General features: G+C 62.4%; 16 protein-coding genes. 5 read left to right on the plus strand and 11 right to left on the minus strand.

The window, feature by feature from the left end:
- Nucleotides 1-34: 34 nt before the first annotated feature.
- Nucleotides 35-439 carry a Fur family transcriptional regulator gene (locus NKH17_RS04915; protein WP_023675234.1) on the minus strand — a complete coding sequence of 135 codons (405 nt, stop codon included), beginning with the start codon at nt 437-439 and terminating at the stop codon, nt 35-37.
- Between the two features lie 207 nt (nt 440-646).
- On the opposite strand from NKH17_RS04915, the gene NKH17_RS04920 reads away from it, so the two are divergent.
- The 3 genes from NKH17_RS04920 (at nt 647) to NKH17_RS04930 (ending at nt 4033) form a co-directional block, all read left to right on the plus strand.
- Nucleotides 647-2848 carry a caspase family protein gene (locus NKH17_RS04920; RefSeq protein ID WP_352897533.1) on the plus strand — a complete coding sequence of 734 codons (2202 nt, stop codon included), beginning with the start codon at nt 647-649 and terminating at the stop codon, nt 2846-2848.
- A gap of 103 nt (nt 2849-2951) precedes the next feature.
- The gene (locus NKH17_RS04925) at nt 2952-3332 is read left to right on the plus strand and encodes a hypothetical protein (RefSeq protein WP_352802208.1); all 381 of its coding nucleotides are present in this window, start codon (nt 2952-2954) and stop codon (nt 3330-3332) included.
- Nucleotides 3329-4033 (plus strand): DUF4760 domain-containing protein, encoded by a 705-nt coding sequence (locus NKH17_RS04930; RefSeq protein ID WP_352802210.1) that lies wholly within the window; start codon nt 3329-3331, stop codon nt 4031-4033. The genes NKH17_RS04925 and NKH17_RS04930 overlap by 4 nt, the downstream gene beginning before the upstream one ends.
- 150 nt (nt 4034-4183) lie before the next feature.
- Here NKH17_RS04930 and NKH17_RS04935 read toward each other — a convergent pair whose 3' ends face one another.
- Entirely contained in the window at nt 4184-5266 is a 1083-nt protein-coding gene (locus NKH17_RS04935) for a trypsin-like serine peptidase (RefSeq protein WP_352802212.1), read from the minus strand.
- 266 nt (nt 5267-5532) lie between these two features.
- Between NKH17_RS04935 and NKH17_RS04940 the strand changes: the two genes are divergently transcribed.
- Nucleotides 5533-6747 (plus strand): S1 family serine peptidase, encoded by a 1215-nt coding sequence (locus NKH17_RS04940; RefSeq protein WP_352970257.1) that lies wholly within the window; start codon nt 5533-5535, stop codon nt 6745-6747.
- 66 nt (nt 6748-6813) lie between these two features.
- On the opposite strand, the gene NKH17_RS04945 is transcribed toward NKH17_RS04940, so the two are convergent.
- Nucleotides 6814-7164, minus strand: coding sequence for a hypothetical protein (locus NKH17_RS04945; RefSeq protein ID WP_352476382.1), 351 nt, complete (start codon nt 7162-7164; stop codon nt 6814-6816).
- A gap of 190 nt (nt 7165-7354) precedes the next feature.
- On the opposite strand from NKH17_RS04945, the gene NKH17_RS04950 reads away from it, so the two are divergent.
- Nucleotides 7355-7684 (plus strand): DUF2934 domain-containing protein, encoded by a 330-nt coding sequence (locus tag NKH17_RS04950; RefSeq protein ID WP_352649531.1) that lies wholly within the window; start codon nt 7355-7357, stop codon nt 7682-7684.
- 55 nt (nt 7685-7739) lie between these two features.
- Here the strand turns inward: NKH17_RS04950 and NKH17_RS04955 are convergent, their stop codons facing one another.
- The 8 genes from NKH17_RS04955 to NKH17_RS04990 all read right to left on the minus strand — a co-directional run bounded on the left by NKH17_RS04955 (nt 7740) and on the right by NKH17_RS04990 (nt 16056).
- On the minus strand, nt 7740-8432 hold the full coding sequence (locus NKH17_RS04955) for a molybdate ABC transporter substrate-binding protein (RefSeq protein WP_352802215.1): 693 nt from the start codon (nt 8430-8432) through the stop codon (nt 7740-7742).
- A 131-nt stretch (nt 8433-8563) separates the two neighbouring features.
- On the minus strand, nt 8564-9610 hold the full coding sequence (mgrA, locus tag NKH17_RS04960; RefSeq protein WP_352802217.1) for an L-glyceraldehyde 3-phosphate reductase: 1047 nt from the start codon (nt 9608-9610) through the stop codon (nt 8564-8566).
- Between the two features lie 131 nt (nt 9611-9741).
- Nucleotides 9742-10890, minus strand: coding sequence for a Gfo/Idh/MocA family protein (locus tag NKH17_RS04965; RefSeq protein ID WP_352897539.1), 1149 nt, complete (start codon nt 10888-10890; stop codon nt 9742-9744).
- A 12-nt stretch (nt 10891-10902) separates the two neighbouring features.
- Complete coding sequence (locus NKH17_RS04970; RefSeq protein ID WP_352649528.1) at nt 10903-11649, minus strand: sugar phosphate isomerase/epimerase family protein; 747 nt, start codon at nt 11647-11649, stop codon at nt 10903-10905.
- A 103-nt stretch (nt 11650-11752) separates the two neighbouring features.
- Nucleotides 11753-12883: an ABC transporter ATP-binding protein gene (locus NKH17_RS04975; protein ID WP_352897541.1), complete on the minus strand. Its 1131-nt coding sequence runs from the start codon at nt 12881-12883 to the stop codon at nt 11753-11755.
- A gap of 5 nt (nt 12884-12888) precedes the next feature.
- Nucleotides 12889-13824: a carbohydrate ABC transporter permease gene (locus NKH17_RS04980; RefSeq protein ID WP_352802223.1), complete on the minus strand. Its 936-nt coding sequence runs from the start codon at nt 13822-13824 to the stop codon at nt 12889-12891.
- Entirely contained in the window at nt 13817-14710 is an 894-nt protein-coding gene (locus tag NKH17_RS04985; RefSeq protein WP_352476374.1) for a carbohydrate ABC transporter permease, read from the minus strand. Before NKH17_RS04985 ends, NKH17_RS04980 begins: the two co-directional genes overlap by 8 nt.
- Nucleotides 14711-14817: 107 nt before the next feature.
- On the minus strand, nt 14818-16056 hold the full coding sequence (locus NKH17_RS04990) for an ABC transporter substrate-binding protein (RefSeq protein WP_352476373.1): 1239 nt from the start codon (nt 16054-16056) through the stop codon (nt 14818-14820).
- Nucleotides 16057-16220 lie beyond the last annotated feature (164 nt).

The following is a 16220-nucleotide window of genomic DNA, read 5'->3' on the forward strand; positions in this document are numbered from 1 at the left end:
GGTCGCCACCGCTATGTTGCGGCCTAACCGGCCTTCAAGCCGCTTCAGCCAAACACTTCGCACATGTCCCACGAAACTCGATCACCGCCTTCTTGGCGGCGAAGCCGGTCGAACGCACCCATTCGTCGAGCCGGTGGCCGACATCGTGGTCGGAGAACTCGGTCACCTGGCCGCAGGTGTCGCAGATAGCAAACGCCGTCATCGAATGGCTGTGGTCGTGCGGCTCGGCACAGGCGACGAAGGAATTGAGGCTTTCGAGCCTGTGCACGAAGCCGGATTTCACCAGCGTGTCGAGCGCCCGGTAGACCTGCAGCGGCGCGCGAAAACCGCGCTCGCGCAATTGGTCGAGCAAAGTATAGGCGCTGAGCGGTCCGCTGGCGGCCTCGAGTTTCTCGAGCACGCAAAGCTGGTTCTTCGTCAGTACATCCCTTGCCGCCATGATCCCGTTCCAAGCCGCTCCGTGCCGATCGCTGCCATTAGGCATGCAATCCGGCCTCTTCCACTGAGATAGCGACGAACTGCCTTTTTTGCTACTGTTTGTATCGCAGCCGATGGTCGGCAGACCGGCGACGCCATATTCAAAATACTGACATCCTCGGCCAGGCTGGCCGTGCTTGGAAATTCGATCGGGCTTGGGGAAGCAATCATGATCAAAGTGACGCGGCGGACGCTGCTTGCCGGCACGTCCGCGCTGGCCGCTGCCGGCCTGGTGCCGTTTCGGGCATTCGCAGCGGCGCGCACCTACCATGCGCTGCTTGTTGCCTGCACCGATTATCCGAACCTGCCGAAGAAGAACTGGCTGATCGGACCGAAGAACGATGCCGGCCTGGTGCGCGATTACCTCCTGAAGTACACGCCCGCGCCGGTGAAGTTTTCAGCCGAAAACGTCGCGCTGCTCGCCAAGGATGTCGAAGGCGCCAACGGACCGCCGACACATGCGGCGATCAAGGCAGCACTCGCCGACCTTGCCGCCAAGGTCCAGCGTGACGATTTCGTCTACCTGCATTTGTCCGGTCACGGCGCGCAGCAGCCGGCGGCGAACAAGGGCGACGAGACGGACGGCCTCGACGAGATTTTCTTGCCGTCCGACATCGACAAATGGGTCAACCGCGAAACGGGCGTGCCCAATGCGCTGGTCGACAACGAGATCGGCACCGCGCTCGACGCTATCCGCGACAAGGGCGCCTTTATCTGGGCCGTATTCGACTGCTGCCATTCCGGCACTGCGACGCGCGCCGCCGAGGTCGACGACGAGCTGGAACGCAAGGTCGAGTTCGCCGATCTGGTCGGCGGCGGCGACGCTGCCAGGGCGGCTGCGGTGAAAGCCTATGACGCGATTGCGTCGGCCGCGCCGCGCGGCTTTGACGAGGACGGGCAGCGCAAGCCAGCCTTCAAGCTGACGCCGACCGGCGCCGAGCCGACCACCAAAGGCAAATTGGTCGCCTTCTACGCGGCGCAGACGGTGGAGACGACGCCCGAGATGCCGCTGCCCAAGGGCACGGCCGATGCGCCTCGATTCGGGCTGTTCACCTTCACCATCCTGTCGAAACTGGCCGAGAATCCCAACATCACCTACCGCCAGCTCGGCCAGGCCGTGCTGCAGCAATATTCGGCGGACGGCCGCACCCGGCCGACGCCGCTGTTCGAAGGGGAACTCGACGCCCGCGTCTTCGGCACCGACAAGACAGACGCGGTCATGCAATGGCCGATCGTCATCGAGAACGACAAAGCCACGATCAGCGCCGGACTGCTGCATCGCCTCACCCCAGGCAGCAGGCTCGCAATATTGCCCTCGGCGCTGTCGCCGCTGTCGGACGCGCTTGGCTATCTCCAGGTGCAGTCGGCGAAAAACCTGGAAAGCCGGGTCAAGCCGGTCGAGTTCGGCGGCAAGCCGGCGATCAAGCTGGCCGACATCCCCGCCAATGCCTATGCCCGGCTCGCCGAGCTCGCCGTCGACTACAAGCTCGTGATTGCGCGGCCGGCGGCGACCAACGGCCTCGAGAAAGAGGCCGCGCTGGCGAACTCGGTTCTCGACGATCTGGCGGCCAGGGAGAACTCAGGGTTCCACATCGCGCTGGTCGAGCCGGGCAAGAGCGCAGATCTGCGTCTCGCCGTGCTGCGCGAGAACGCCATTGCCGGCGCCGCCGAAGATGCCACCGACGCGCCGGCGCTGTGGTTCCTGCCGGCTTCGGGCGACATGACGCTCAAGGAGGGCAGCAAGCCGCCGATGATCGTCATTCATCCGGACGGCCGCGAAAAGTTGGTCGATGCCGCGGCCAAGAACCTGACGAAAATCTTCCGCGCCATCGGCCTGTCGAGGCTGGCCGCCGCTTCCGATTATCGGCCGGAAGAGGTCAGCGTCGAGTTCCGGATCAAGCGTTTTGACAGCGACACGCTGCAGCCGATCGAACCGTCGACGGTGCCGCGTGTTTCGCCCGACGATCAGGTCCACGTGCTGGCCAGGAACGGTTCGACCAACCTGGTCGACATCAACGTGCTCTATGTCGGCTCCGACTATTCCATCCAGCTTTTTCTTGCCGAGCGCCTGACCGAAGGCGCCGTGCTCGAGGAAGGCCTGTTCAAATTCACCGACACCAGCTTCGGCATGGAGCGGATGATCGCCGTCTTGACCGAAGCACCGCCGCAGAGCGAGAAGCAGGATCTGAGTTTCCTGGCGCAAGAGGGCGTTGTCTCTGTAACGCGCGGACTTGGACAACCAAACTTCTCCGATATGCTGGCCGATATCGGCAGGGCGCCGGCGACGCGTTCGGCCATGCGGCTCACCGACGACAAGGGACCGAAGGGCGCCGTGATGATCTTCCCGATGGAGACGGTGCCGCGCGCCTGAGGCGGGGTCAGGTGCCCCGGCCGGGCCTCTTGCCTAATCGGCTGATAATGAACATTCTTCGACCGCCGCTGTCGGCGGCCGAACGGAACGGATGAGGGCGTTCGTGAACAGGACCGTATTTTCGTGGCGCGCAACAACCGCCGGCCTTGTCGCCGGGCTGCTGCTGGCCGCCAATGCTTCGGCGGACGAGACTTGCGGCCTCTGCGCCAAGGAGGTCGTCATCAATTCCGAACTGGCGAGTTGCTTTCTCGACCAGTACGACCAGATCGCCAAATCCGGCAACGCCGCCGTCGTCGTCGATCTCAGCAGCTGCACCTCCCGCGGCGTGGTCGAACCATTGCCGTCGCCGGGCAAGGCGCAGGTGGCGCCTGACGTGCAGTTCATCGTTTCGCGGGCGCAGCTGGATTGCCTGAAGAAGAAGCTGGAGACGCCGGGCATCGTGCTCGACCCGTCCGCCACCATAGACCTGGACAGCTGCGGATGACGAAAGCGGGGGGCCACGCAACGCAGCAGGCAGTGACGGCGCCGGTGCCGCAAAAGAAGCCGGTGTCGCTGCCGGAAACCGTCGAAGGCCTGCCGTGGGTGAGCAATCACGAGGTCAAGAAGGAGGCGAACCCATTCACCGATCGCGACTGGCGCATGCTCGTCTATGCCTGGTCCGGATTGCTGGTGCGCCTGGCGATCATCTTCACCCTGATCTTTTCGGTCTACCAGTTCCTGGCGAACCAGGAGCAGAAGCGCGTCGAGCAAACGATGTCGCTGGTCGAGCTCTGGGAAAGCAAGGATTACCAGCAGGCGCAACGGGCCCTCAAGCAACGCCTGGCGGCGCTCAACGCCAAATACGGCAATCTGCTCAGTGCCAATCCGACGCCGACCGAGGAACAGGTGTTCAGACAACGCATCGGCATCGAAGCGATGAGCGCAACCGGCGGCGACATGCCGCTTGCCGAGTTCAGCGACAATTTCGACCGCATCGTCTATTTCCTCAACCGCCTGTCCTTCTGCGTCGAAGGCAGGCTGTGCTCGCGTGAGGTCGCCGACTCCTATTTCCGCGACTATGCCGCTTCCTTCTGGAGCTATTTTGCCGGCTATATCGACAAGGAGCGCAAGGCCGGTTCACCGACTTTCGCCCAGCCAATCGAGAACTATGTCCGCCAGGCGCCACCCTCGGCCCAGTCCAGATAATCCCCGAAAAATGCGAAGCCGGCGACGGAAATGCTCCGCCGCCGCCTTTGATTGGAGCATTTTTGCAGCCGAGTGTGATCACACTTGGCGTCGCAGAAATGCGGCTAGTAGATAAGCCGCCCCGACGATCGCGGCGGAAAGTCTGCAGGCCTATTTGTACAGGCTGTTGATCCACTGGACGTTGATGGCGTTCAGACGCACGGCGGTGTTGGCATCCGGGCTCTCGGCCACGTTCACGCCGGTGATGACGCGCTGCTTTGAGCCATTGTCATAAGCGTAGACCGAGCTGCCGCTCGATCCTGGATAAGTGTCGCAGTCGTACTGGAAATACTCGGTGGCGATGTGTTCGGCGAGCACTTCGCAGGTCGCCTTCCACATCGTGCCCATCGGCTTGTCGCCGGGATAGCCGACGATGTTGGCGGTGAAGTCGCCGAGATCCACATAATTGGCATAGCCCAGCCAGCCGAGGTTGGTGCCGACATCCTGCTTCAAGGTGACGATGCCGAGATCCCATGGCACGACCGAGCCGTAAAAGCCCTGATAATTGTCGATGAAGCCCTGGACGATATAGGCGCTTTCATAGGTGAAGGCGCCGAACGGTGCGTCGTCGGCAGTCTTGCCGTTGAGAGCCGGCACGAACAGGATATCGTCCAGCCAGGCCTTGTCTTCGTGGCTGTAGAGACAGTGCGCCGCTGTGAGCACCGTGCGCGGGCCGATCAGCGTCGCCGAGCAGCTGCCATAGCTGCCGCTCTTCGATTTGCCTTCGAGGTAGCCGATCGCGGTGAACGGGTAGGTTTTGGTATTCTTGATCTGCTCTCGGTCGTCCGTCCCGAACACCTGGCGGCCTGCCTCTTCGCCTCCGCTCAGCCCGGAATTCTCGGACTTCTGTCCCTCGGCGGGCGCGTTCATTTCCCTGATGACAAGGTCCTTCAGCGTCTCGTTCGGATCGATCTTGATGTCCTTGCCATCGGCGGAGCGGCCGACGATGCCATAGGATTTGACGGCCGTTGCTTCGTCGGTGAGCGGCGCGGCGCGGTTGGCCTCGTCCTCGGTCAGTTTCGGCGGGGCGATCGGTTTCGCCCGGCCAGGCTTGTAATCGCCCGATGTCACGTCACGCATGCTTTCGCCGTTGCCGGCGTTGGCGGAACCTGGCTCGGCAGCCAAGGCAGGAACCGCCCACATTGCGGTGGAAAGCAACGCGGACGCAATAATGCACTGTGTCAGTTTTGTCATGGTGAGACTCTCCCAAAAGTCAGCAAGGACTGGATCAAGATATAGAAATATTGTCGAGATCGTGGTGGCGCCGAAAAATGAATTTGGTTGCCGGCGCCTTTACCGGGCCATTATTCAGTGCAGCCAGTTTAGGTCCCCGCCAAAAATGCCCGCAACGGTATACTGCCTAAAATAATCCAACATTGGCAACGACAAATTGCTTCCACATAGCCCGTGGGGGATTATAGATTTGGGCGGGTTTGGCTCGACACCACGATTTAGCAAAAGTGGTACTCGGTTTTGTGACGGATCACGCTCCACATCGGCGCATGATCGGCTCACCGGCCGGTTCCCATTTCAGTGGATCGCGCGTCGAGGCCGATCTGTCGGAACATCGTCTCAGGGGGTTCGAGGTGAAGATCATCCACAGGTTCAGACCGATTGCTGCCGCCTCGCTGCTTGCCATCGCGGCGGCCTTGCCGGTCGTCAATTCCGTTCATGCCACGGACGCGGCCGCCCGGCCGGAGGCGGCGATCTCGCCGATGAAACGCGTGGTCGAGGCCAGGGCAAAAGCCAAGGCGGAGAACCCCGACGGCACCGATCGCGTCTACGGCGGCAAAGAGGCCGAGAAGGGCGCCTACCCGTTCCAGGTGGCGTTGCTGACCACCGGCAAACTGGACGAAAGTCCGGCCTCGCAGGCAAATGCCCAGTTCTGCGGCGGCAGCCTGATCGCGCCGCAATGGGTGCTGACGGCGGCGCACTGCCTCAACGACGACGGCGAGCCGATTTCGCCTGATGTAGTCACCGTGCTCACCGGCGCCACCGATCTCAGCGAGGGCAAGCGCTACAAGGCGGTGGAGATCATCGTCAACGAGGGCTACAGCGAGCAGACGCTGGACAACGATCTCGGCCTGATCCGGCTGGCCGAGCCGGCCGATGCCCCGATCATCAAGATTGCCCGTGAGCCGACCCCCGACGCCGGCAAGACCACGGTCACCGGCTGGGGCAAGATGCAGGACGGAACATTTCCCACCGCGCTGATGGTTGCCGACCTGGACCTCCAGCCGAACGCAACCTGCAACAACGGCATCAAGGCGATTTATGCGCGTGATTTGAAGGCTGCGCTCGGCGAGCTCGCCCGCCGCATGCGTTACTCGGAAAGGAGCATCGAGGCGGCCGCCAATGCAATTGCTGCTGATATGGCCGATCCGCTGACCGGCAACATGATCTGCGCCGGCACCGTCAGCGGCGAGCGCGACGCCTGCAATGGCGACAGCGGCGGACCGCTGTTCATGACCGGCGCCGATGGTCCGGTGCAGGTTGGCGTCGTCAGCTGGGGCGAAGGTCCGGCCGACGGCAGCACCGCCTGCGGCCACAAGAACGCCTACGGCATCTACACGCGGCTGGCCAATTACACCGGCTGGATCGAGGAGAAGATGAAGACGGCAGCGCCTGCAGCGCCCAAAGCCCTCGGCACGGCGCAGAAGCCCGCCACGCCCTGACCGGTGTCATTTGCTGAACGACGGGGGAGCAATCCCGCCGTTTCTGCCCGGAACCTTAGGTTTGGACTAGAACCAGCGATCGCGGCGCTGGTCTGTGGCGGCCAAGGTGAGGCCCAGTAGCGCCCCTAGGGCCGCTCCGAGTATGAATGCGGACGATACCGTGCCGGGATTCTCCTGGACGACCCCGGACACCGTCTGCGCCCTGTTGCGCAGGGCTTGTGCCGTCCGGGAGGCGCGCTCGGCAGCGCTGTCATACCAGTCGCCGGCGTCTTCGATCGCCTCTTCCGCGCGTTCGGCCAAGGTCCGATTGATCTTGCTGATCTCGCGCTTCAGCTGCGCGACCTGCTTCTCCAGGGCTTCCTGAGCTTCACGTTGAGTCATCTTCGGTGTTGCGGATTCGTTCGGTTCGTCGGCCATGGTAATCTCCTTTGCTCAGGTTCGGCTCAACGGCCGGCCCGCTATCTAGGTTCCTCCGCAAAACGCATCTGTCCGGTGTTTGTTCGATGAGAGACCGGGTTTTGTCCGGCATGTGTGCGAAATCGGCCTGAACATAGGATCGTTCCGGCGCTCCCCGCGTTGGTGAAAACGCCACAAGGGAGGAACCGTCATGGACAACGATCGGCATGAAAAGATTCGGCAGCGAGCCTATGAAATCTGGATGCGCGAGGGCCGACCGGATGGCGCGCATGAGCGTCATTGGCAGCAGGCGAAGCAAGAGCTTGGCTACGATGAGACGACGACCGGTCAGGCTGATGATGACGCGGCCGAGCACGGTCCCACTGGAACGATCGCCAGTTCCGACGTTCTGACGGTCGAGGCACTGGCGATGCGCACCGGGATAACCGGTGATCAGGCGCAAGAGCTGATCGACAGGCTTGGCAACGACAGGGCGACGCTCGAGCAAGCCGCGCGGAACATCAAGGCAGCCGAAAGTTAGAGCCTGTTTGAGGAGAAATCTCCAACGTGCCTCTGGCGTGATTCATCGCACGCTCTTAGCGGCGCTCGACACCCTTTGCCGCCAGCATGTCGTCAACGGCTGCCGACATCAGAAATTCCGACAGCTGCTCGGCAGCTTCTGCGTTCGTTGAACCGGCACTGATGCCAATGGCGAAGTCGACGTAACTTTGGAGTTCTGCCGGAAACCGACCGACAAGCACGACCTCGGGAGCGGCCGCGAGAATCGAAGTCACGGGAACGACCCCCAACTCGGCTTCCCCACGGCCCACGGCGGGCGCTGTCTGCCCTCCTGGTATGGCCACCAGCTTCGGCTTCACCTCATCCGCTATCCCCAAGCGTTCCAGCAAACCGGAGAAGTAGCCACCGCTGGTTCCTTCACTGGCATAGGCGATCGATCTGGCGCTCTTCAACGCCTGTTCGAATGCTTCCACGGACCCGATATCGAGCGGTCGACTGCCCGCCTTGGCTGCCACCCCCATTGCTATCCGGCCAAACGCCACCTGGCTCCCCGCCTTGACCTTTCCCGAGGCAGTCAGATCCTGAACCAGGTCCGGATTGGTGATGACGAGGTCAAAAGCTTCCCCAGCTTCAATCTGCTTCTTTACTGTCGGATTGAGCTCCCACCTGACCGCAACCGTGAATCCTGTGGCCGTTTCGAACTGGGGTATGAGGGCTAGGATGGCGGGGCGGACCGCAATAGCGCCAAAAAGCCGGGTTTCCTGATTCATGGCCTAATCCCGAATCGGTCTAAACGACTTCCTTACAATGCGCATCTGGCCTTCATTCCACGGCTGCCCGGCCATTCTATGCTCAGCGTCGCGGAAGCCGTCACTGTTTGGCGACCGGATGCGGTCGTCGCCTACTTCCTCGGCGGCCCCTTGCGCTCGGCCGATGCCGCCCAGAGGTTGATGTCCGACTCGCGGGCAAAGGTATCGATCTCGGCGAGCTCGGCATCGCTGAAGGCGAGCGCCTTCAGCGCCCCGACACAATCCTCGACCTGTTCCGGCCGGCTGGCGCCAATCAGCGCCGACGTCACCCTGCCCCTGCGCAGCACCCAGGCCAGCGCCATCTGCGCCAGCGTCTGGCCGCGGCGACGGGCGAGGACGTTCAGCGCCTCGATATTGGCGATCGACTTGTCGTTGATGAATGCCGGGCGCAGCGACTTGCCCTGGCTGGCGCGGCTGCCATCGGGGATGCCGCCGAGATATTTGTCGGTCAGCATGCCTTGCGCCAGCGGCGAGAACACGATCGAGCCGACGCCAAGCCCCTCCAGCGTATCGAGCAAGCCATCATCCTCGACCCAGCGGTTGAGCATCGAATAGCTCGGCTGATGGATCACGCAAGGCGTGCCGAGCTGCTTCAAAATATCGGCGGCCTCGCGGGTGCGCTGCGAATTATAGGAGGAAATGCCGGCATAGAGCGCCTTGCCCGAGCGCACCGCGTGATCGAGTGCGCCCATCGTCTCTTCCAGCGGGGTGTCGGGGTCGAAGCGGTGCGAATAGAAGATGTCGACATAGTCGAGCCCCATCCGCCTCAGGCTCTGGTCGAGGCTGGCCAGCACATATTTGCGGCCGCCCCATTCGCCATAGGGCCCTGCCCACATTTCGTAGCCTGCCTTGGTCGAGATGATCAGCTCGTCGCGATAACCGGCAAAGTCCGTCCGCAGGATCTCGCCGAACGCCCGCTCCGCCGAGCCGGGCGGCGGGCCGTAATTGTTGGCGAGATCGAAATGCGTGATGCCCAGATCGAAGGCCCTGCGCGTGATCGCCTGCTTGGTTCTATGCGGCGTGTCGTCGCCGAAATTGTGCCACAGCCCAAGCGAGATCGCCGGCAGCTTCAGGCCGGACCGCCCGCAGCGATTGTAGACCATCTTTTCGTAGCGGTTTTCGGCGGGAACATAGGGCATGGGAAATCCTCATATCGAAACGAGCCCGACGGCTGCCGCCGCGATGACGGGCAAGTCGAGTCCGGCCCACCCTTAGCCTCTCCCCGCGCAAACGGGGAGAGGCTTTTTGCGGTGCTTGGGAGGTGCGCCGACTACTTGGTTTTCTTCTTCGCCAGCAGCTCCTTCGCCGCCTTGACGCCGAGTGCCGCGGGCCGCTCGCAGCTGGTCTGCATGGCGACGAACTTTCCGGTCTCGCCCGAACGCAACAGGCCGGTCATGACGTCGACGGCATGCAGCGCCAGTTCCATCGAGCAGCGGTGCGGCCGGCCTTCTCTGATCGCGATCGCCATGTCGGCCAAACCGGCGGTGCGGTAGTTGGCCATCATGCCTTGCGAATGCATCTCGTTGGGCACGCCGAACGGATGCGGCCATTTCGGCAGCTTCTTCACCGGCTTGGCGGCTTCGGTGTAGCGCACCTCGCCGCCGAAGAAGTTCGGATCCGGCACGAACACCGTGCCCGCCTCGCCATAGAGCTCCATCGGCGCGTGGCCGTGGCTCCAGACATCCCAGCTGGTGTTGAGCGTCACCACGGCGCCGTTCTCGAATTCCAGCACGCCATGGATCGTCGTCGGCGTGGAGACCGGGATCTTTTCGCCGGCGCGCGGCTTCGAGCTGATGATGCGTTCCGTCATCGGGATCGAAGCGAAGGCGGCGACCCGCTTCACCGGCCCGATCAGCTGGATCAGGTTGGTGATGTAATAGGGTCCGATGTCGAGCACCGGCCCGGCGCCCGGCTGGAAGAAGAAGTCCGGATTGGGGTGCCAATGCTCCATGCCATGGCTCATCACATGACAGGTGCCGCTGGTGACCTTGCCGAGCCTGCCGGTGTCGATCAGGTCGCGGACAAGCTGGTGGGCGCCGCCAAGGAAGGTGTCGGGGGCAGAGCCGATGCGCAGCCCCTTGTTTTCCGCGCGTTTCTTCAGGTCGAGCCCTTCCTTGACCGACAGCACGAAGGGCTTCTCCGAATAGACGTGCTTGCCGGCGTCTAGGATCTGCTTCGACACCTCGTAATGCACCGCCGGAATGGTCAGGTTGACGATGATGTCGATATCGTCGGCCTCGAGCAGCCCCTCGACAGTCTCGGCGCGCAGCTTGAACTCTTTTGCCCGCGCTTTCGCCGCTTCCATGTTGATGTCGGCGCAGGCGCGCATTTCGATGCCGCGAAACAGCGGCGCCAGAGAGAAATAAGCCTTCGAGATGTTGCCGCAGCCGATGACGCCGATCCCAAGTTTTGTTGCCATGCTGATGTGCTCCTAATAGGTCTTGGCGGCTGCGATCGAGCGGCGGGCGAAGCGCTCGATGTCGTTGGGATTGTCTTGTTCCATGACGTAGTATTTCGCAGCGCTTTTGGCGCGCAGCGCCTTGATCAGGCCGGGCCAGTCGATGGTGCCGTGGCCGACGTCGGACCAGCCGTCCTCGTCGAGGCCCTCGCCCGGCTTGGCCAAGTCCTTGACATGGACGGCGACGATGCGCTTGCCGTGCTTCTCGATCCAGGGCAGCGGATCGACGCCGCCGCGCACCACCCAGGCGACGTCCATCTCCCAGCCGATGTCGGGCGCGGAAGACAGGATATGGTCCTGCGGCACCGAGCCGTCGGCGAGCGCCTTGAATTCGAAATCATGATTGTGCCAGGCAAAACCATAGCCGGCTTTCCTGGCCGTCTCGCCGACCTTGGCCAGGCGTTCGCCGAAGCCGCGCCAGCCGGCCGCATCGGCCGGCCTGAACTCGGCGTTGAGGAACGGGCAGATGAGCAGCGTCATGCCGAGCGCGTCGGCCGTCCTGCGCACACCGTCGAAATCCTTCTCGAGCGCGTCGATCGAGAAATGCCCGGTCGGCATGGCAAGGCCGTTCTTGTCGAGCTCGGCACGGAACGCCTTGGGATCGTCATAGACGCCGCCGAACCCTTCGACTTGGCTGTAACCAAGCTCGCCCAGCATTTTGAGCACGCCCTCCCAGGGCTGGAAATTACGCGCGCTGTAAAGTTGAAATGACCAGTTCATCGTCTCTGTCCGTTTCTTGGGGATGGTTATTTTTGGGGGGATGAGTCTTGGGGATGGAAGAGTCTTGGGGGAATGGAAGAGTCTTGGGAGGCTATATCATGCTCTAGAGGCGGTTACCTGTGGCGGCGTCGAACAGCGAGGCCCGCATCGGGTCGAAACCGATGCCGACCGCCTCCGCGTTGTTTGGCGTGCGCTCGGCTGTCACCCGTACCGTGAAATTCTGGCCGGCGAGCTTCAGCCAGACCAGCGTGTCGGAACCCATGGGCTCGACGACCTCGACATTTGCCGTTGCTGCGAACGGCCATCCCGTGCCACTGTTGAACGCCACGTGCTCGGGGCGGATGCCGAACACGGCCGGCCCCGGCACCGGGTCCTTCTCGAAAGCATAGGTGGCAAGCGGGATCCGCACATCCTCGACGACGAAGTGCCAGTCGCCGTCCGCCTGCTCCAGCCTGCCGTCGAGGAAATTCATTGCCGGCGAGCCGAGGAAGCCGGCGACAAACCGGTTGACCGGCCGGTTATAGATGGTCTGCGGCGCATCGAGCTGCTGGATGACGCCGCCCTTCATCACCGCGATGCGGTCGGCCAGCGTCATCGCCTCGATCTGGTCGTGGGTGACGTAGATCATGGTGTTCTCGAGCTTGCGATGCAGCAGCTTGATCTCGACGCGCAATTCCGCGCGCAGCTTGGCGTCGAGGTTGGAGAGCGGCTCGTCGAACAGAAAGACATCGACGTCGCGCACAAGTGCGCGCCCGATCGCCACGCGCTGGCGCTGGCCGCCGGACAGGGCCGCCGGCTTGCGATGCAAAAGCGGTTCGATCTGCAGGATCTCGGCGGCCCGGGCGATGCGCTTGGCGATCTCGTCCTTGGCGAGACCGGCAACGCGCAGCCCAAACGACAGGTTCTTCTCCACCGTCATCTGCGGATAAAGCGCGTAGGACTGGAACACCATGCCGATGCCGCGATCCTTGGGCTCTTCCCAGGTGACGTTCTTGCCCTTGATGAAGATGCGGCCTTCGGAAACGTCGAGCAGCCCGGCAATGCAGTTGAGCAAGGTCGACTTGCCGCAGCCGGACGGGCCGAGCAGCACGATGAACTCGCCTTCCGCGACATCGAGGTTGAGCGTCTGCAGCACCGATATCGCGCCGAAATTCAGCGACAGGTTCTGGATCGAGACGCTGGTGCCGTTTGCCCCCTTGCTGCCGTTTGCCGCAATGCTGCCGTTTGCGTTCATCGCCATCATCCTTTCACCGCGCCGGCGGCGATGCCGCGCACAAACAATTTTCCGGACAGGAAATAGACGATCAGCGGCACCAGGCCGGTCAGGATGGTGGCTGCCATGTTGACGTTGTATTCCTTCACGCCTTGCACCGAGTTGACGATGTTGTTGAGCTGCACCGTCATCGGATAGGTGTCGGGGCGGGTGTAGACGACGCCGAACAGGAAGTCGTTCCAGATGCCGGTCACCTGCAGGATAATGGCGACGACGAAGATCGGCAGCGACATCGGCAGCATGATGCGGAAATAAATGCCCCAGAAGCCGGCGCCGTCGACACGCGCCGCCCGGAACAGCTCCTCCGGCATTGAGGTAAAGTAGTTGCGGAACAACAGCGTGAGGATCGGCATGCCAAAGATGGAATGGACGATCACCAGGCCGCTGAGGCTGCCGTAGAGGCCGACTTCGCGCAGGATGATGACGATCGGATAGATCATCACCTGATAAGGGATGAAGGCGCCGACGATCAGGATGATGAAGAAAGTGTCGGCGCCTTTGAAGCGCCAGTTGGCAAGCGCATAACCGTTCACCGAGGCGAGCGCGATCGACAGGATCACCGACGGGATGGTGATGCGCACCGAATTCCAGAAGCCACGCGACAGCCCGTCGCAGTTGAGCCCGGTGCAGGCGCTCGACCAGGCCTTGACCCACGGCTCGAAAGTGATCTCCATCGGCGGCGAGAAGATGTTGCCGAGGCGTATCTCGGGCATGCCTTTGAGCGATGTCACCACCATCACGTAGAGCGGCAAAAGATAGTAGAGCGCCACCACGATCAGCGTGCCGTAGAGGAAGATGTTACGGCGCGAGAATGTGTGGCGCGGCTTCGGCCCGCTCGGCCCGTAGCCTTCCAGCCCGCCGGCGCCGGCAATCGCAGGCGATGAAACGGTATGGTCAGACACGCTTCTTGCCTCCGAACTCGAGATAGGCCCACGGCACGATGACGATGATCACCGACAGCAGCATCATCGTCGAGGCGGCGAATCCTTGGCCGAGGTTCTGGGCGAAGAACATGTAATCATAGACATATTTGGCCGGGACTTCGGAGGCGATGCCGGGCCCGCCGCTGGTCTGGGCGACGACAAGGTCGTAGACGCGAACGATGTTGGAGGCGACGATGACCAGCGTGGTGATGAAGACCGGCCGCATCATCGGTATGATGATGAACAGATAGGTCTTCCAGGTCGGTATCCCGTCGACCCGCGCGGCCTTCCAGATATCCTCGTCGATGCCGCGCAGGCCGGCCAGCATCAGGCACATTATGAGCCCGGTGCCTTGCCAGAGAGCGGCGATCAATATGCCGTAGATGACGATGCTGGAATCATAGAGCGGATTGAAGCTGAAGCTCGTCCAGCCGAGGCTGCGCACCACTGCCTGGACACCGAATTCGGGGTTGAGCAGCCACTGCCAGACCAGACCGGTGACGATGAAGGACAGGGCGAAGGGATAGAGGAAAATGGTCCGGAACGTGTCCTCGAACCGGATCTTCTGGTCGAGCAAGGCAGCAAGCAGAAAGCCGATCACCAGCGAGAACACCAGCGACAGCACGCCGTAGATCAGCAGGTTCTCGATCGAGATCAGCCAGCGCGGCGTCGCCCACAGCCGATAGTACTGGTCGAGACCGACGAAATGCAGCCGCGGCAGCAGCTTGGAATTTGTGAAGGAATACAACACCGTCCAGAGGGTGCCGCCGACAAAAATCACCAGCGCGGTGAAAATCATCGGGATCGAAGCGACTTTCGCATTGAGGTTGCGAAAGAGTTGGCTAGGGCGTTCGCTCTTGCTCATCTGCACAGCCGCGCTGGATCGGGTAAGGGCCGGAGGGTCAAGAGGCCTTGACCCTAGCTCCCGACCCTGCGTTCGCAGGGGCGGGAGTGAGGCGGTTGGTCGATCGCTCAATCTGCCGAACCGACAATGGCGGCGAAGCGCTTCTGCGCATCTTCCACGGTCATGTCCTGCTTGGCGAAGAACTCGGAGAACAGATCCTCCTTCTGCTTTTGCGTATCCTGCGAAAGCAGCTGGTCGGTCCAGGGCATGACATTGCCCTTGGCGAGAATTTCGAGCCCCTTCTTCATGCAGTCGTTCGCCGCCTTGAGGTCGACGTCGCCGCGCACCGGCAGCGAACCTTTCTTGAGATTGAAGGCGACCTGCGTCTTGGGATCGAGCAGCGTGTGGGCCAGCACTTCCTGTGCCTTCGATTTTTCGGGATCCTTCAGCAGCGGAAAGTAGAAAGCGTCGCCGCCGGTGGCGATCATCTCGTTGAGGCCGAGGCCCGGAAGGCAAGTATAGTCCTTGCCGGCGGTCTGGCCGGCAACCTGGAACTCGCCTTGCGCCCAGTCACCCATGATCTGGCCGCCCGCCTTGCCGGTGATGACCAGATTGGTGGCCTGGTTCCAGTCCTGCACATTGGTGTTCTTCGCCATCTTGCGGGCGTCGTCCGCGGCCTTGAAGACCTTGGCGACTTCGGGCCCGGCGGCGAATTCGGCGTCCTTGTCCTTGTAGACCTTGAGGAAGGCGTCGGTGCCGCCGACCGCCGCAAGCAGCACGTCGAAAGCGCCGGAGGCCTGCCAGGGCTGGCCGCCGACCGCAAGCGGCTGGATGCCTGCCTTTTCCAGCGCGGGCGCCGCAGCGACATATTCATTCCAGTTCTTCGGCACCGGCACGCCGGCCTTTTTGAAGGCGGCGTTCGACAGCCACAGCCACTGCCAGGAGTGGATATTGACCGGCACGCAATAGATCTTGCCGTCGAGGGTACAGCCGTCGAGCAGGCTCTTCGGCTGCACGATTTCCGTCCACTTTTCCTTGGTGGCGAGATCGGTGAGGTCGCGCATCAGCCCGGCCTGCACCAATTCTTCAGCCTGCCGGCCGTGATTGAACTGGGTCGCGCCCATCGGGTCGCCGCCGGTGATGCGGCTGATCATGATCGGCCGCGCCGTGCCGCCGGAACCGGCGATGGCGCCGTCCACCCAATGATTGCCGGTTGCGTCGAAAGCCTTGGCGAGTTCGGCGACCGCTGCCGCCTCGCCGCCGGAGGTCCACCAATGGGTGACTTCCAGATCCGTCGCGGCCGCCGGGCCGGCAAATTGCAGCGCGACCGTCGCTGCCAGCGCAGCAGTCATGAGTTGGTATCGCATTTCGTTCCTCCCAGAATCTGAAACGTTACAGATTTTCGATACGGCAATTGCTTGAGGCGCGCAACCCCTCAGGCGAAGGTGGCATCAAGTTTTTTCGAAGCACGAATAAAATCGCGCGGCTCGCTGGCCTACCGGATCGCAACCAGAGTGGTTGCACTGCAAAA

Source organism: Mesorhizobium sp. M1334 (assembly GCF_040317995.1).
GTDB lineage: Bacteria > Pseudomonadota > Alphaproteobacteria > Rhizobiales > Rhizobiaceae > Mesorhizobium.

Coding starts and splice junctions, on each gene's coding strand:
- NKH17_RS04970 (WP_352649528.1), bottom strand. CDS start 11,649: ATGAACTGGTCATTTCAACTTTACAGCGCGCGTAATTTCCAGCCCTGG.
- NKH17_RS04965 (WP_352897539.1), bottom strand. CDS start 10,890: ATGGCAACAAAACTTGGGATCGGCGTCATCGGCTGCGGCAACATCTCG.
- NKH17_RS04920 (WP_352897533.1), top strand. CDS start 647: ATGATCAAAGTGACGCGGCGGACGCTGCTTGCCGGCACGTCCGCGCTG.
- NKH17_RS04930 (WP_352802210.1), top strand. CDS start 3,329: ATGACGAAAGCGGGGGGCCACGCAACGCAGCAGGCAGTGACGGCGCCG.
- NKH17_RS04935 (WP_352802212.1), bottom strand. CDS start 5,266: ATGACAAAACTGACACAGTGCATTATTGCGTCCGCGTTGCTTTCCACC.
- NKH17_RS04915 (WP_023675234.1), bottom strand. CDS start 439: ATGGCGGCAAGGGATGTACTGACGAAGAACCAGCTTTGCGTGCTCGAG.
- NKH17_RS04950 (WP_352649531.1), top strand. CDS start 7,355: ATGGACAACGATCGGCATGAAAAGATTCGGCAGCGAGCCTATGAAATC.
- NKH17_RS04955 (WP_352802215.1), bottom strand. CDS start 8,432: ATGAATCAGGAAACCCGGCTTTTTGGCGCTATTGCGGTCCGCCCCGCC.
- NKH17_RS04975 (WP_352897541.1), bottom strand. CDS start 12,883: ATGAACGCAAACGGCAGCATTGCGGCAAACGGCAGCAAGGGGGCAAAC.
- NKH17_RS04990 (WP_352476373.1), bottom strand. CDS start 16,056: ATGCGATACCAACTCATGACTGCTGCGCTGGCAGCGACGGTCGCGCTG.
- NKH17_RS04945 (WP_352476382.1), bottom strand. CDS start 7,164: ATGGCCGACGAACCGAACGAATCCGCAACACCGAAGATGACTCAACGT.
- mgrA (WP_352802217.1), bottom strand. CDS start 9,610: ATGCCCTATGTTCCCGCCGAAAACCGCTACGAAAAGATGGTCTACAAT.
- NKH17_RS04985 (WP_352476374.1), bottom strand. CDS start 14,710: ATGAGCAAGAGCGAACGCCCTAGCCAACTCTTTCGCAACCTCAATGCG.